The following is a 15,599-nucleotide window of genomic DNA, read 5'->3' on the forward strand; positions in this document are numbered from 1 at the left end:
GCTGTCATGCCGCCTTCCCCGAGGAGGACCGCGTCGCGTGGGTGGCGTACCCAAAGGCGGGGCAGCTCGACACGGACCTCAACCGGGACATCCTCGCCAGGCGCCTGGAGCAGGAGGGAATCCAGGCCGTGCGGCAGGTGGCCATCGACACGGTCTGGAGCGCCCTGCGCTTCCGCCCGGGGACGTGAGCGCGTCGCGCCGAGGTGTCGGAATTTCGTCGTGATGAAGGGATGCTTCCCGTGGCGCGAGGAGCGGCGTGTTTGACTGACCGCTCTTCTCGTTCCTGGAGGTTGTCATGCCCTACGTCGATGGATTCGTCCTGCCAATGCCCACGAAGAACCTCGCCGCCTACCGCAAGATTGCGCGCAAGGCCGGCAAGATCTGGCGCGAGCACGGCGCGCTCCAGTACACCGAGTGCGTCGCCGATGACATCGCCGAAGCCCCGCTCGCCCTGTTCGCCAAGAGCGTGAAGCGCAAGCCCGGGGAGACGGTGGTGTTCTCCTTCATCGTCTATGCGTCGAAGGCCGACCGCAATCGCATCAACAAGCTGGTCATGAAGGACCCCCGCCTGAGTGGCATGCAGAGCATGCCCTTCGACATGAAGCGGATGATGTACGGCGGCTTCAAGCCCATCGTCTCGCTCTAGAAAACCTCAGCGGCGTCCGGCGGGTGGGAGGGAAGGCCCGCCGGACACCGTGAGGGACTACGGAATTTCCAGGGCGCGAAGCACCGTGGATTCCGAGTCCGGGGCTCGCACGCGCAACAGGAGCGCGGCGCCCGACTTCACAGAGGACAGGGTGTTGGCCGCGTCGGACGCGCTGGACACCTTGTCGTCACCCACCTGCACCAGCACCATGCCGGGCATCAGGCCCGCGCGCTCGGCGGGGCTGCCGGGCTCCACTTCCATGATTTGAGCGCCGCCGCCTTCCGCGTCACGCAGGCTGATGCCCAGCTTGCGCGTGGCGGGAGCGGTGAAGTTGCGCGGCGTGACTTCCTCCTCGCCGCGCTGGGCCGGACGCGTTCCGAGCGTCACCTCCAGCGACAGGGGCTTGCCACCGCGCACCAGCTCCACCTTCACGCGGCTGTCGGGCTTGAGCAGCGCCACGGCGCGGGTGAGCGCTCCAGCGGACTCCACCGCGCGACCTCCGACGGAGGTGATGATGTCCTCTTCCTTGAGGCCCGCGCGGTCGCCAGGGCCCCCTCGGCTGATGCCGGACACGACGGCGCCCTTGGCCGCGTCGACCTTGAGCGCGCGCGCCAATTCCGGCGTGAGGTCCTGGATGGCCAGGCCCAGGTAGCCACGGCGCACCGCGCCCGTCTCCTGGAGTTGGGGCAACAGCGCGCGGATGAGGTTGCTGGGCACCGCGAAGCCGATGCCGCTGGCGCCGCCGATGATGGCGGTGTTCATGCCCACCACTTCGCCCTTCATGTTGAAGAGCGGGCCGCCGGAGTTGCCGGGGTTGATGGCGGCGTCCGTCTGGAGGAAGTCGTCATAGGGGCCGGAGTGGATGTCGCGAGCGCGTGCGGAGAGGATGCCGGCGCTGACGCTGGAGTCCAGGCCGAACGGATTGCCGATGGCCATCACCGCGTCGCCCACGCGCACCGCGTCCGAGTCACCCAGCGGCACGAAGGGCAGGTTGTTCGGCGCGCCCTTGAGCTTGAGCAGCGCGACGTCGGTGAGCGGGTCTCTGCCCAGCACCTCCGCGTCGAACGAGCGGCCATCCTCCAGCTTCACGCGCACCGCGTCCGCGCCCTCCACCACGTGGTTGTTGGTGAGGACGGTGCCCGTCGCGTCGATGATGAAGCCCGAGCCCAGGCCCTGGCGCGGCTGCGGATTGCCCTGCATGCCCGGCGGCATGCCGAAGCGCTCCGCGAAGCCCGGAGGCAGGCCCTGCATGCCCGACATGCGCTTGGGGCGGGCCTGCACTTCGACATAGACGACGGAGCCCTTCACCGAGTCGACGAGTGGCGCCAGCGAGGTGACGGTGCCGGACGTCGCGGGATTGAAGCGCGCGGGCTGCACGGGCGCGCCGGAAGGTGTCGCGGCGGCGGCCGTCGCGGTGGCGGCGACCGTGGCGGTCGCTTGAGAGGAATTGGAGGCACCCAGGGCCTGGGCCTGTCCGCACGCGAAGCCCAGCGTCGCGGCGGGCAGGAGGGCCAGGGCACCGAGGAAACGGCGAGAGGGGAGCGAGCAGGCCATCGTTCGTTCTCCGTGAGGCCGGAGGCGTTCCGGCCAGGAAAGAGTGTTTGAGAATCGGCCCGGACGTGGGGAGGACGCGGAGCGGCTCCCCTTGGAGGTGGAAAGGTGTGCCGCTGGTCGTCCCCCGACTCCCGACGGCTGCCATTGCTCGGGGCTCGTTCCGCGAGTCCCCACATCCGAACCGATGCCAGACACCTGTGCACGTGCCGGGCCAGGGCTCCGCGCGGGGGACTCTCCTCTGAGGGTGGGAGCCGCGGGGCAGGAAGCGCGGGGCAATGTGCCCCGCTCGGGGCAAATGTCCCCGGGGCGAAGTGCCTCCTTCTCCTGGGGAATGAAGTGGCACGTCGAATGCTCTGCCCGGACCCGCTCGCACCCACGTTCCGGCCTTCATCGTGGAGGCTGGAGAGAGGGCGGGCAGCCCACCGCGCTGGAAGGAGTCGACCTTTGATGGGGCCAGACGAAGAGCAGGAGCAGCAATCAGGAGCGCGGCCGTGGCCGCTCCTGGACCCGGAGCGAGGGCAGCGCCCGCGAGTGCTCGTCGCGGAGGATCAGCCGGAGATGCGTGCGTTGTTGCGCAGGGCGCTCAAGCGCCAGGGTTATGAGGTGGTGGAGGCGGCGGACGGGCCTGGGTTGGTGAAGGCCATCATCGATGGCCTGCTCGCGGACCAGACGCAGGTGCCGGACCTCATCATCACCGACGTGCGCATGCCGGGGTACTCGGGGCTGGAAGTGGTGGCGCGGCTGCGGCGCGAGGGCTGGACGACGCCGGTCATCCTCATCACCGCGTTTGGAGATGCGCAGCTGCATCGGGACGCGGAGCTGTTGGGCGCGGCGCGTGTGTTGGACAAGCCCTTCGCGATGGAGGACTTGTGCGCCACGGCGGAGGCGCTCGTTCCGCCGGTCCGCTGAGCGCCTGCCTGCCCGACGCGGGCGGGGATGGAAGCAGGTGTGCACTCTCGAAGGGTGCTCTCTCGAACCGCGTTGAGGCGAGCGCTCCTCGCCTTGCTCCCCCTGGTGCTGCTGGCGCTGGCGTTCATCGTGATGCGCCACGAGCTGCATGAATTGCGAGGGGCGGACGTGGCCGAAGGGCTGGCGTCGATTCCTCGCGAGCGCATCGTGTTGGCGGTGGTGTGCGCGGCGTTCAACTACCTGGCGCTGACGCTCTATGACGTGCTGGCGCTGAAGCACCTGGGGCGCAGGCTGCCCTATCGGCAGGTGGGGTTCACGGCGTTCGTGGGCTACGCGTTCGGCCACAACATCGGCATGTCGTTCCTCACGGGAGGGGGCGTTCGCTACCGGCTGTATTCGGCGCGGGGGTTGACGGCGCTGGATGTGGCGCAGGTGGGGACGTTCAACGCGCTGACGTTCTGGGTGGGGTTGTTGGCGGTGGCGGGTGTGGCGCTGGTGGTGGATGCGGGGCAGGGAGCCATGGCGTCGCTGTCGCTCTCGCCCGGGGTGGCGCGGGGGCTGGGCTTCTCGCTGCTCGGGGTGTTGCTGGGCTATCTGGTGCTGTGCGCGCGGATGCGGCGGACGCTGAAGGTGGAGCGCCTGCATCTGGAGGTGTCGTTGCCCACGCTGAGGCAGGCGTTGGAGCAGCTCGTGGTGTCGTGCCTGGACTGGTCGCTGGCGGCGATGGTGTTGTGGGTGTTGTTGCCGTCAGGGGTGGGGATTTCGCCGCCGAGCATGGTGGCGTTGTTCGCGGTGGCGCAGCTCGTGGGCATCGCGAGTCAGGTGCCCGGAGGGCTGGGCGTGTTCGACTCCATCATCCTGGCGGCGCTGACGCCGGAGGTGCCGGCGTCGATGCTGCTCGGCACGCTCGTGGTGTACCGCATCGTCTACTACCTGCTGCCCTTCGCGGTGGCGGTGGTGATGCTGCTGGGGCACGAGCTTTCGCAGCACCGCGGCCACCTGGCGGAGCTGCGAGCGCGGCTGGGACGGCGACGGCAGGAGGGGTGAGGGAGGACGCTCGTCTCGCGGGGCTGGCATCCTCTAGCGAAGGTCCGCGAGGATGGAGCGATGCGACTCCTCGCGTGCGCCGTGCTCCTGCTCTTCTTCTCGGCGTGTGCGACGTCGGCCCCGGGTCCAGGAGCGCGCGTGCCCCCGAGCCGGAGGGTCGCCAATCTCCAGAGAGCGGCAAAGCTGCCGTGGACGGACGGAGGGAAGTGCGCCGTCCATCAGGCCTCCCAGCCATGGCCCGTACTGGCGGAGCGGTGTTTCCAGGCACTCGACCATGATCGAGTCCGGTTCAATGACCCCACGGGCAGGTGCGCCGTTGCCTCGGTGGGCATGGCTGTCATGGGAACCGGACTCTGTGTCCTCGCGGCCCCGGAACTCATCGCGGGTGCTGTACTTGTCGTTGGCGTATTGGTGGTGGGCGTCGCCATCAAAGAGGCGCTGGATGCATATGCCCTGAGCGGGAGTCACCCCGAGGAGGAAGAGGTCACGCTCCTGGCGAAGCCAGCATCGCGGGAGTCCTCCTCGAATCGAAAGCCCCAACCCGAGCCAGCAGGGCAGGACTGGTTTTCTCCAACACCACCCGATTCCCCTGAGAAAGAGCGCCACCCCCGGTGTGAGCCCGTCCCAGTGCCTCACCTTGGCGGAGATGCAGCTCATGACAGGTGCGCCGACCAGTTCCCTCCGAACCGATTTCCCGGCAAGGACGTGCTCGTGAAGGGCAAACGCTTCGACGCGCTGCAGGTCGGCGTGCGTGTGCTGTGGGAAATCAAGACCGATCAATTCGACACGTACTCTGATTTCCTTCAGGGGCAGGTGGTCCGGCAGCAGGTGGCGACGATGCGAGAAGAGCGAAGCATCGCGACCGAGTGCGGATATGGCTTCGTGGTTGGGGTGAGCACCGAAGCCCACAAGGAAGCACTGGTGGAAGAAGAAGCAACTCTCAACATCGTCGTCACGGGATGCAAGCGGTGACAACTCGAAGAAGGCTCGGCATCGCCGTCTACGCGCCAGCGCTCACGAACAGTGACGGCCGCGTGCTCGCGGTCATCCAAGGCATGGAACGGGCTCTGCTCGGCTTGCGTCTGGAGTGGAAGGTCTCCGAAGACGGGCACCCCATCGCCTTGCCTGCGCGCGACACATGGCTCGCTGAGGAGATGAGGGACGGGGGATTCCCTCTCGTGTGCAACGGTGACGAGCGCTACCCCGTGATGGTTCATGGACTGCAAACACCTGGGAGTCAGGCGCCGGGCGGTCAGCCGATGCTCGATGTCCATGCAAAGCTGCCGCTGGATGAGGCCATGACCGCGGTGGCGCCGGGTGTGCTTGAAGGCGTGGCGGAGGGCGCCCGCGCGTACTGGGGGCATGCGACGCCGTCCAAAGCGGCGGCGCAGATCGCTGGGCAGACGGTCGACCCGGTGCACAAGCCTGGGGTTCCGCCCCGAGGGCTCCCAGTACTCAAATTCCCTGAGAGAATCCGCTCGCCGGAGATTCCCCATCGCTTGGGGTGGCTGAACTATTGGTCGGCTGCTGCTGCCCGAGCCATCGGGTTTCCGGATGCCTCGCGCGACGCCGAACTGCTCACGCGAGCGCGTGGAACTCCATCGGGCGGGTGGGTCGTACAGCTCACGGACGCGCCGCTCGACCTGGATGACCCCGCCCATCTGGACGTGCTCCTGCGGACCTATGAACGGTTCCCGGAGATTGGTGGTCGCTCAGTTCCTTGACCTTCGTGAACAGGGGCTCCGCGCGCGTGTTGTGCCGGCCTTCGTTTCCTGCTTCCGTGGCCCACTCGATGCGAGTCCATCAAACAGCGTGGGTGTCGGCGCTCTGTGTCCTGGGCATGGGGCTGGGCAACGGCTGTAGCTGTGGCCCCGCGCAGCGGCGCATCACCCCCGAGGGCGCGCCGACGCGGAAGGTCGCGCACATCGTCCAGGAGTATCCGCACTCGACGGACGCCTTCACGCAGGGCCTCGTCTTCCACCAGGGTCGCTTGTTTGAAAGCACCGGCAATCAGGGCACGCTGCGCGAACTCTCCCTGGAGTCCGCCACGCCGCTGTGGATGGAGCCGCTGGGCAACATCTTCACGGAGGGCCTCGCCAGCGACGGCGAGCGCCTCTACCAGCTCACCTGGACGGAGGGCCTGCTCTACACGTGGAGCGGCCTGCCCCCCACGCGTGAGCGCACCACGCGTTACTCCGGTGACGGCTGGGGCCTGTGCTACTGGCAGGGCCGCCTGGTCCGCAGCGACGGCACCTCCATGCTGACCTTCCACGCACCCGACACCTTCGAGCCCGTGGGCTCCGTGGAAGTCACCCTGCAAGGCCTCCCCCAGGACCAGCTCAACGAACTCGAGTGCGCCAACGGCGTCATCTACGCCAACGTCTGGCACTCCTCGAGCGTGCTGGAAATCGACCCCGCCACGGGCCACGTCACCGCCATCATCGACGCCTCCGCCCTGTCGCGCGCCGTGTCTCCCCAGCTGAACAGCCGCGAGGCCGTCCTCAACGGCATCGCGGTGGAGCCCGGCACCGGCCGCATGCTGATGACCGGCAAGCTCTGGCCGAAGCTCTTCGAAGTGCGCCTGGAAACCGTCGACTGACGCTCAGGGCTTCTTCGCCTCGTCGTCGCGCTCCAGCTTCCGGTACAGCGTCTTCCGGTCCACGCCGAGGATGCGCGCCGCCAGCGTCCGACTGCCACCCACCGCCTCCAGCACGCGGTGGATGTAGCGCCGCTCCAGCTCCTCCAGCGTCACCAGCTCCGACGGGTCCGTGTTCTCCGGCACCACCTTCGGCTGGCTGTAGTTCCGGATGCGCTCGGGCAGGTCATCCACCGTGAGCTGCTCGAACGACGTGAGCGCCACCGCGCGCTCCATGCAGTTCTGCAGCTCCCGCACGTTCCCCGGCCACCCATAGGCCAACAGCCGCTGCGCCGCCGCCGGAGACAGTCCCACCACGCGCTTGTTGTTGCGCGCCGCGAACTGCTCGATGAAACGCTGCGACAACAGCAGCACGTCATTGCCCCGCGCCCGCAGCGGAGGCAGCTCCACGCCGATGACGTTGAGCCGGTAGTACAGGTCCTCGCGGAACCGGCCCTCCTCCACCGCCAGCTCCAAGTCCCGATTCGTCGCCGCCACGATGCGCGCGTCGAACGGCACCTCCGTGTCCCCACCCACCGGCCGCACCACTCGCTCCTGGAGCGCGCGCAAGAGCTTGGGCTGGAGTGTGAGCGGCAATTCACCCACTTCATCCAGGAACAGCGTGCCGCCATTGGCCTGGACGAAGAGGCCCGTGCGCGTCGCCTTGGCGTCCGTGAAGGCGCCCTTGGCGTGGCCGAACAGCTCGCTCTCCAGCAGCGCCTCCGGCATCGCCGCGCAGTTGAGCGCCACGAACGGCCCCGCCGAGCGACGCCCCCGCGTGTGCACCGCGCGCGCGGCCACTTCCTTGCCCGTGCCGCTCTCGCCGGTAATCAGCACCGTGGAGTCCAGGTCCGCCACCCGGTCGATGAGCGCATAGGCCTGCTGCATGGCGGGGCTCTCTCCCACCACCGCGCCGCTGTCCTGCTGCCGTCCCAGCTCCTGCCGCAGCCGGCGCACCTCGTCGCGCAGGGCCCGGTGCTGCACCGCGCGCTCCAGCACCAGCACCAGCGCGTCCAGGTCGATGGGCTTGGTGACGAAGTCGTACGCCCCCGCGCGGATGGCGGCGACGGCCGTCTCCAGGCTCCCGAACGCCGTCAACACGATGACGGGGATGTCCGGCCGGTTGAGGACGATGCGCTCGCACAGCGCCAGCCCATCCATCCCGGGCATGCGCAGGTCCGTCAACACCACGTCGAAGTCCTCGCCGGACAGTCGCGCCAGCGCCTCGTCGGCGGACCCGAGCGCCACGGGCGTGTAGCCCCGACGGGTCAACCCCTTCTCCAACATGGCGCGCATCTCGCGCTCGTCCTCGACCATCAGGACGCGGCCTGGCATGTGTCCCCTCCGCTCGGCAGGTAGATGGAGAAGCAGCTACCGCGTCCCAGCTCGCTGCGCACGGCAATCCAGCCGCCATGGTCTCTGACAAGACCATACGAAACGGACAGCCCCAGCCCCGTGCCCTCGCCCACGTCCTTCGTGGTGAAGAAGGGCTCGAAGACATGGCCCAGCACGTCCGGGGGGATTCCGCCGCCCTCGTCCTCCACGTCCACCCGCACGTAGCTGCTCTCCGCGCCCCCCACGTCAGTGGGCGGTGTGGCGCGCGTGCGCGTCGCGTGGATGCGCACCGTTCCGGGCTTGTTCATCGCCTGCAGCGCGTTCATCACCAGGTTCGTCAGCACCTGCTGCACCTGTCCTCCATCGGCCTCCAGCATGACACCCGGGGGCACGTCGTCCACCAGGGTGATGCTCTTCTTGGAGGCCATGGGCTTGAGCAGCGACAGCGAGCGGTCCACCAGCTCCCGCACGTCCTCCGGGGCCCGGTGGGGCGCGCGGCGCCGCGCGAAGTCGAGCAACTGCCGGATGATGCCCGTCATGTGCTGGGCCTGCTGGCTGATGATGCGAGCGCACTCGCCCACCTCCTCGCCCTCCGCTTCGCCCGAGGAAATCATCTTCGAGCGGCCCATCACCACGTTGAGCGGCGTGCCCAGCTCGTGCGCCACGCCGGAGGCGAGCTTGCCCACGGTGGTGAGCCGGTCCGCGTGGCGCAGGTGCTCCACCGCGGACAGGCGCGCGACAGTCTCCGAGGACAGGCGGGAGCGCGTCTCCTCCAACTGCTCGCCCATGCGGTTCATCGCGTTGGCCAGCATGGTGATTTCATCACCCCGGCGCCGGGTCGGCAGCCGCACGCGGGCCGTCAAGTCGCCCTGGCCGAAGCGGTTCGCCAGTTGGACCAGCTCGTCCACGGGCTCGCCGACGAGCTTGCGGCCCATGGCCATGGCGGCGATGAAGAAGGCGAAGGTGATGGTGCCGGTGGCGACGATGGTGCCCACCACCGTGACGAAGACGTGCTGGCGCTCCTCGCCCAGCGACTCGGTGATTTCGATGGCGCCAAAGCGCTGGCCCCGGCCGATGAAGACCGGCGTGTAGGAGTGCAGCAGGCCAGGGTCCGGGCTCGGGTCCACCATGGAGCCGTCCTTCCCCTGGCGCAACGTGGCCAGCAGGCGCGGCGGGAATCCGACGAGTGACGGAGTCCCCGGGCCACCATCCAGCCAGACCCAGCGCAGGTGGACCTGCCCCTGGTAGCTGTTGGACTGGTTCAGGATGGTGAGGGCTTCACGCTCACCGGCGAGCTGCCACGCCTTGCCGATGGCTCCGGCGAGCGTGTGACCGAGCAGCTGGTGGTCGTGTTGCATGTCCAGCGCCGAGCGCTCCAGCTCACGGCGAACCTGGATGACCTGCAGCCCGGCGATGACAGCCACGGCGAGCAGGACGAGGGCGAGGGTGAACTTGCGAGCGAGTTTCACGGGAGGTCGAGGCTATTCCGGTCCATGCACCTTGGAGGGGTCGAATACGCATGGACCGGAAGGAAGTACTCACAACGTACCGCGAGTGCCGCGAGAAGAGAGCAGTGCGTCGTGCCGGAGTCCTTGGAGGGAGTGGGAGCGACCTTCGTGCGTCACACGGAGGCCTAGAGCATCCGCCATGCCAGGGCGGTGCTCGGAGCGCTCTGCCTCGGAGGAGGGTGTCTCGGCGGGGCGGGATGACCCGCCGAGACCGGGGCACATTGCCCCGTGGGGGCGAAGTGCCCCCGCCTCAGAACCCCTTGGGCAGGGCCACCACGTCGCTGACCAGCGAGAAGCCACTCGCGGGGCAGGCGGCGATGGCGGGCTCCGACGTGTCGAGGAGTCCCCTGCGCTCGACGAGCGTGCTGCCCACGACCTCGTGGACGAAGATGCGCCCGCCGTTGGTGTCGCCCAGGTAGGTGCGATTGCCGACCACGGCGAAGCGGCCGGCGGCCGGAATCGGACAGGAGCCGATGCCCGGCGAGCACTGGATGGGCGCGGTGGACACCACGCGGTCCTGCGCGTCGAGGAGCACCAGCGCCGAGCGCTCCACGGACAGCAGCTTGAAGTTGGTGTCATAGACGGCCTTGCCGCCGCAGCTCACGAGGAGCTGCTCGCCCACGGGAGCCACGGAGCCCGGGTTGAGGCAGCCGTCGCCCAGGTCGATGAGGTCCACCGCGCGGCTCGTCGGGTCGATGCGTGCGAGCAGGCCAGGCCCGCCGGGGCTGTACGTGACGGGGTTCAGGTTGTTGAGGGTGACGTACAGCTTGCCGTGGTGTTCGGTGATGCCGGTGGGCGTGGACAGCGTCGTGTTGTCGGGGAAGGGCTTCAGCGCGGCCCCCGAGGGCAGCACGATGGTGTCCACCACGGCGGGTTCGTTGTTGGCCAGCGAGACGCGCACCACACGGCCCCCGGCGGACGGGTCTCCCAACAGGTTGCCGTAGAGCGTGACCCAGAGGTCGTGGGTGCCCGTCCTCGTCATGGCGAAGGGATTGGTGTTCGCGCCGAAGCTCACGCTCGCGACGTTGGTGAAGGTGATGCCGTTGGGGAAGCGGGAGCCCGGGGGGCCGGGAGGCAGGGGGTCTCCTTCGCGACGGAGCACCTGGAGCGTGTTGTCGGACGAGTTGAGGATGTAGACGTACGGGTCCTGGACCAGGACCTGGTTGGGAGCGCGGCCCGTGTCGTTGCTCGCGGGCAACACGCCGTAGTCGCTCAGTCGCGCCTGGACGAGCTTGCGCGTGGAGTCGAGCACCAGCAGCACGTCCAGCATCCGCGCCGCGCTCTGCGGAGACGAGGCCACCAGGGTGTTCGGACCCTTGAAGTCCGAGCCGGACTGGATGCCCACCACCTGCCCGGTGTTGAAGCACGTGGCCACCACGTCATAGGTGCACACGCTGCCCCGGCAACTGCGGGCGTCTCCGCAGACGTTGCCGCAGGCGCCACAGTTGTTGGGGTCGGCCTCCCCGTTGATGCACGCGTTGCCGCACTGAAGCATGCCCCCGGCGCAGCTCCCCTGGCAGTCGCCGTTCATGCACACCTCGAAGGGTTGGCAAACCTTGCCGCCTTCACCCGCGCAGCCGCCGCAATGCTGGGGCGAGGACTGGGTATCGACACAGGCGCCGCCGCAGGCCGTGGCGCCCTGCTGACAGCGGCACGCGCTCTGCGCGCAGAGCTGTCCGGTGCCGCAGGTGTTGCCACACTCGCCGCAGTTCGCGGACTCGCTGGTGAGGTCCACGCAGGTGTCCCCGCAGCGGGAGAGTCCCTCGCTACAGACGACGCCTTCGTCGGGGCAGCCCGTCAGCAGCAGGCACGACAACAATGAGACCAGGGCAGCGAGGTGTCGCCCGGGAGGAAGTGACGCGGCATTCATGGGGTGTCCGCCTTTCGATGCGAAGAGGGAGAAACGTCGAGTGCCATCGCCACGGAGGCGAGCACGGCGCGGCCCGGCAGGGGATAGCCGTCGAAGTCCTCGACGAAGGTGTCGAAGACGTTCTTGAAGTCGACGGAGAACGTCAGCGCGGGCCTGCGCCCCACCGTGCTGGACACCCCCGCATGCAGCAGGGCACGCGCTGGCAGCAGCAGCTCTCCGGTGCGGTTGCGCAGTTGCGAGGACTGGGCCCGCAGCTCCACGCGTCCCGTCAGCCACGAGGGGCCCGCGGCCACGCGCGCGGACAGCGTGTGGCGCGGGCGGAGCGGTATCTCCTTGAGGTAGTAGCGCGGGTCATCCCGGAGGTTGCGGGAGACGAGGAGCGTGTACGCCAGGGAGCCGGACAGGAACGACGTGGGCCGCGCCTCCGCGTCCACTTCCAGCCCCGAGACTCGCGCCGAGGCGAAGTTGAAGGGCTTGGCGGCGAACGGGGGATACGCCTCGTAGGCGATGAGGTCTTCGTAGAGGCTGTGGAACCCTCCCACGGACACGAGCGAGCGCTCCGTGCGGTGCGCCACGGCCACGTCCGCGGACACGGCCCGCTCGGCGCGCAGGTCCGCGTTGGGCAGCAGTGTGCCCTGGCGTACGTACAGCTCCAGCAACGAAGGCGCGCGGTGGGCCTGGCCCACGTTGGCGCGCAGCTCCAGGCGCGCGGGCAGTGACACCCGGGCACCCAACTTGGGTGACCACAGCGTGTACGGGCCCACGCGCTCCAGTCGCAGTGAAGGCGTCACGTGAAGGCGCCCCGAGAGGAACTCGACGTCATCCATCGCCATGACGCTGGCGCGCAGCCAGGAGGTCCGCTCTTCCGTCGGCGTGGCGACGCCTCGCGTGGACAGGCCCTCTCCGCCCACGCTCGCCAGCGCGGAAACGACGTGCCAGTCACCCAGGGGCAGCCGTCCCTCGAACTCACCTCCGCCGGCTCGCAGCACCTGCACGCCCTGTTGTGACACCGGGCCACCCGACAGCTCCAGGCGCTCCTGCCGGAAGTGCGCGCGCGCCGACACATCGACGCGGTTCGCGAGTGAGCCGAGCACGCGCAGGCTCAGCACGCCCCGGCGGCTGGACTGCCGCGCATCCGCGACGGGGTTCTGCGCCGTGCCCGCGAGCCCTCGTCCTTCCAACGAGCCCTCGCCCATCGCGTCCACCACCACGCCCGGGGCCAGTCGGTGCCGCACGCGCAGCAATGCCCCCGCGCCGCGTGCATCGTTGTTGTCACGTCGCCGCGTCTCGGGCGCGTCTCCCGGCAACGTGGGCGTGGTGTCGAAGGGGTAGGAGAAGCCGCCGGAGGAGGTGCCTCCGTGCACGAGCAGGAGCAGCTCACTGTCCAGCAGCGGGCCGGTGGCGGCGAGCCAGCCCGTCGCGGTGTCCCAGCTCCCATAGCTCACTTCGCCGGACAGGCTCAGCGTGTCGCCGGGACTTCGGGTGACGATGTTCACCACGCCGCCGAGTCCACCGCTGCCGTAGCGCGCGCCCGCGCTTCCGCGCAGCACCTCGAACTCGCGTGCGAGCGCCAGGGGGATGCGCGACAGGTCCGCGCTGCCCCCCGCGCCATTGAGGGGAATGCCGTCGAGCAGCACCAGCGTCCCGTTCGACGAGGCTCCCCGGACGACCAGGCTCTTGCTCTGTCCGTACCCGCCAGACTCCTGGATGGCGACACCCGGTGAGGTGGCGAGCACCTCGGCGGTGTCGCGGGCCGTGCCGCCGCGCTCCTCCACGGAGATGACGGTGACGACGCTGCTGGGGTCTCGTTGCGACGCGCGGTCCATCGGCTCGGGGTCGGGCACCTTGCCCACCACGTCGATGACCTCGGACATGGGAGGTGTTCCCGCGTCCTCGGTGGACTGGGCCCATGCCGGCGCGCACGCCAGCAGCGCCAGACTCAAGAGCCACCGCGTGAGTGCCGTCTTCACGCTCCTGTACCGGGAGCGAGTCCCGGACCGAAGCCGAGGATGGAGGCGCGGCGCAACGAGCCGAGCATCCGCAGCAGTCGCGCTTCGTCCAGCGTGGAGTCCTCGCGAGAGGCGCGCTCCAGCAACTTCCAGCCCGTCATTCCGGGCTCGACCTTCGTCACCAGCTCCGAGAGCGTGAGGGAGACGAGCTGGAGCACCGTGCCCCACGGTGTCCGCACGCGGAACGCGCCACAATGTCTCCACCCGCCGGTCATCTGGCGCGCATCCTCCAGGGCGCGACCTTCCGCGTCCAGAGCGAAGCCCAGGGGCTCCTTCAACAGGTGCCGCAGGTCCGTTTCACCCGTGAATCCGGAGGGCTCGGGCGCCAGTCGCTCTCCGAGCACGAGCAACTCCAGGTCCAGCAGTGAAGCGTAGGCCGCCTGCTTCAGCACCAGGTGCTCACCGAGCACGCAGCCGTCGAGCCCCGTGGACAGCAGACACCAGAGGGCGTCCTCGGGTGTCTCGACGATGGGCTCTCCCGCGACGTTGAAGGAGGTGTTGAGCAGGACGGGCACGCCGGTGCGCGCATGGAACGCCGAGAGCAGCGCGTGCAACAGCGGGATGTGCTCCGCGCGGACCGTCTGGACGCGGCCCGTGCCGTTGACGTGGGCGACGGCGGGGACGCGATGACGCTGGGCCTCGCGAAAGCGCCACACCCGGAGCATGAAGGGACTGTCGTCGGAGGCTGTGTCGTCGAGGTCGAACCACTCGCGCGCATGCTCCGCGAGGATGGCGGGCGCGAAGGGACGGAACGCCTCGCGGAACTTCACCCGGCTGTTGAGGACGTCCTTCATGTCGCCGGGACGTGGGTCGCAGAGAATGCTCCGCTGCCCGAGCGCGCGAGGGCCCAGCTCCGAGCCTCCCTGGAACCACCCGAGCATCTTTCCTTCCACCAGCAGGTCGGCGACCGCGGGCACCACCGAGGGCAACCGACGTGACACGACAGCGGGAGTCGCCTGGATGGCGCGGTCCACCCATGCGGAGGAATAGGTCCTGCCCACGCTGTCCTGTTGGAGCCGTCGAGTCGACTGTCGCCCTGTCAGGTGCCAGAGCCCGTGATACGCCGCGCCCAGGGCCGTGCCGCTGTCCTCGGCGGCGGGCATGACGTAGACGTCGCGGAAGCCCGCCTCCGTGAAGAGTCGCTCGTTCGCCACGCTGTTGAGCGCGACACCGCCCGCGTAACAGAGCCTGTCGCACGACGTGCTCGCGCGAAGGCGTCGGACGATTTGCAGCAGCCCTGCTTCCAGCGCCGCCTGGGCGGAGGCCGCCAGGTTCCGATACTCCTCCTGGCGCGCAGGCCATCGCTCGTTGTGTGGGAAGCGCCGAGGCACGGCGTCGGAGAAGACGAACCGTCCATCGACGATGTCGAAGAAGTCGGTGATGGGGATGTCAGGCACGCCGTAGGGCGCCAGCCCCATGACCTTGCCCGGCCCTTCGAGCACGTCGGAGAAGAGCTGGCGCCCGACGGCGGAGTACAGGCCGCCGAGACTGCCGAAGCGCGGCATCCCCTGGAAGCGCTCCAGTTCCGCGGAGGCGGTGACCTCCAGGAAGGTCCCCAGGTGCTTCTCCAGCGGGACGAAGCCGTCGCGCGACGCGCGGTAGACGGAGAGCGTCTCTTCTCCTCGCCGCTCCGAAACGACCGCCGCCAGCTCCGTTTCGGACAGGTCCTGGACGTTGGAACCGAAGCCGTCGGCGACGAGCACGAGGGCCTCATCGAAGCCGGACGTGGCGAAGGCGCCGACGGCGTGTCCCAGGTGATGCGATAGGGTGAGCGTGGGCACCCCCGTCCTGGCGAGGGCGAGGTCGGGGTTGGCCCGCACGTCGAAGAGGGGCCCGCGAGGCCCCATCAGCGAGCAGCACGCGACGAGGCTCAAGTCCTCGGGTTGGATTCCCGCGTGCTCCAGGCAGTAGCGCACCGACAGTGACGCGAGGCCGCCAGGAATCCACGCCCGCTTGCGTCGCAGCAGGCGCTCTTCCTGGATGGCCACGACCAGCTCGTCGCCGCGCAGCAGACACGCGGCGCCGTTGTGGTTCGACGCGCCAATGCCCAGCACCCACGGAGCGCTGTGGCCTGACATGGCGATGC

Annotated in this window: 13 protein-coding genes; 7 read left to right on the forward strand and 6 right to left on the reverse strand. The window is 69.0% G+C overall.

The window, feature by feature from the left end; translation table 11 throughout:
• Positions 1-41 precede the first annotated feature (41 nt).
• Positions 42-188: a hypothetical protein gene (locus tag HUA74_RS10530; RefSeq protein WP_174454460.1), complete on the forward strand. Its 147-nt coding sequence runs from the start codon at positions 42-44 to the stop codon at positions 186-188.
• Positions 189-295: 107 nt separating this feature from the next.
• Positions 296-646 carry a DUF1428 domain-containing protein gene (locus HUA74_RS10535; protein ID WP_141647415.1) on the forward strand — a complete coding sequence of 117 codons (351 nt, stop codon included), beginning with the start codon at positions 296-298 and terminating at the stop codon, positions 644-646.
• Between the two features lie 57 nt (positions 647-703).
• Here HUA74_RS10535 and HUA74_RS10540 read toward each other — a convergent pair whose 3' ends face one another.
• Complete coding sequence (locus HUA74_RS10540) at positions 704-2,200, reverse strand: Do family serine endopeptidase (protein WP_174454461.1); 1,497 nt, start codon at positions 2,198-2,200, stop codon at positions 704-706.
• 447 nt (positions 2,201-2,647) lie between these two features.
• Here HUA74_RS10540 and HUA74_RS10545 point away from each other — a divergent pair, with 447 nt between their 5' ends.
• The 5 genes from HUA74_RS10545 to HUA74_RS10565 all read left to right on the forward strand — a co-directional run bounded on the left by HUA74_RS10545 (position 2,648) and on the right by HUA74_RS10565 (position 6,755).
• Complete coding sequence (locus HUA74_RS10545; protein ID WP_141647417.1) at positions 2,648-3,109, forward strand: response regulator transcription factor; 462 nt, start codon at positions 2,648-2,650, stop codon at positions 3,107-3,109.
• Between the two features lie 72 nt (positions 3,110-3,181).
• Positions 3,182-4,156: a lysylphosphatidylglycerol synthase domain-containing protein gene (locus tag HUA74_RS10550; RefSeq protein WP_174454462.1), complete on the forward strand. Its 975-nt coding sequence runs from the start codon at positions 3,182-3,184 to the stop codon at positions 4,154-4,156.
• A gap of 339 nt (positions 4,157-4,495) precedes the next feature.
• The gene (locus HUA74_RS10555; protein WP_371817220.1) at positions 4,496-5,128 is read left to right on the forward strand and encodes a DUF6310 domain-containing protein; all 633 of its coding nucleotides are present in this window, start codon (positions 4,496-4,498) and stop codon (positions 5,126-5,128) included.
• Complete coding sequence (locus HUA74_RS10560; RefSeq protein ID WP_174454840.1) at positions 5,125-5,880, forward strand: DUF5953 family protein; 756 nt, start codon at positions 5,125-5,127, stop codon at positions 5,878-5,880. Before HUA74_RS10555 ends, HUA74_RS10560 begins: the two co-directional genes overlap by 4 nt.
• 92 nt (positions 5,881-5,972) lie before the next feature.
• The gene (locus HUA74_RS10565) at positions 5,973-6,755 is read left to right on the forward strand and encodes a glutaminyl-peptide cyclotransferase (protein ID WP_371817221.1); all 783 of its coding nucleotides are present in this window, start codon (positions 5,973-5,975) and stop codon (positions 6,753-6,755) included.
• A 3-nt stretch (positions 6,756-6,758) separates the two neighbouring features.
• Here HUA74_RS10565 and HUA74_RS10570 read toward each other — a convergent pair whose 3' ends face one another.
• The 5 genes from HUA74_RS10570 to HUA74_RS10590 form a co-directional block, all read right to left on the reverse strand.
• The gene (locus HUA74_RS10570; RefSeq protein WP_174454464.1) at positions 6,759-8,126 is read right to left on the reverse strand and encodes a sigma-54 dependent transcriptional regulator; all 1,368 of its coding nucleotides are present in this window, start codon (positions 8,124-8,126) and stop codon (positions 6,759-6,761) included.
• Positions 8,108-9,595, reverse strand: a complete 1,488-nt coding sequence (locus HUA74_RS10575) for a sensor histidine kinase (protein WP_141643455.1) — start codon at positions 9,593-9,595, stop codon at positions 8,108-8,110. The genes HUA74_RS10570 and HUA74_RS10575 overlap by 19 nt, the downstream gene beginning before the upstream one ends.
• A gap of 289 nt (positions 9,596-9,884) precedes the next feature.
• Entirely contained in the window at positions 9,885-11,504 is a 1,620-nt protein-coding gene (locus tag HUA74_RS10580; protein WP_174454465.1) for an MXAN_6577-like cysteine-rich protein, read from the reverse strand.
• A complete protein-coding gene (locus tag HUA74_RS10585; protein WP_371817222.1) occupies positions 11,501-13,474 on the reverse strand; it encodes a TonB-dependent receptor plug domain-containing protein in 1,974 nt (657 codons plus the stop codon). The genes HUA74_RS10580 and HUA74_RS10585 overlap by 4 nt, the downstream gene beginning before the upstream one ends.
• Positions 13,471-15,591: a carbamoyltransferase C-terminal domain-containing protein gene (locus tag HUA74_RS10590; RefSeq protein ID WP_174454466.1), complete on the reverse strand. Its 2,121-nt coding sequence runs from the start codon at positions 15,589-15,591 to the stop codon at positions 13,471-13,473. Before HUA74_RS10590 ends, HUA74_RS10585 begins: the two co-directional genes overlap by 4 nt.
• Between the last annotated feature and the right edge of the window lie 8 nt (positions 15,592-15,599).

Origin of the sequence: Myxococcus sp. CA051A, from assembly GCF_013336705.1 — a bacterium.
GTDB classification, from domain to species: Bacteria; Myxococcota; Myxococcia; order Myxococcales; family Myxococcaceae; genus Myxococcus; species Myxococcus llanfairpwllgwyngyllgogerychwyrndrobwllllantysiliogogogochensis.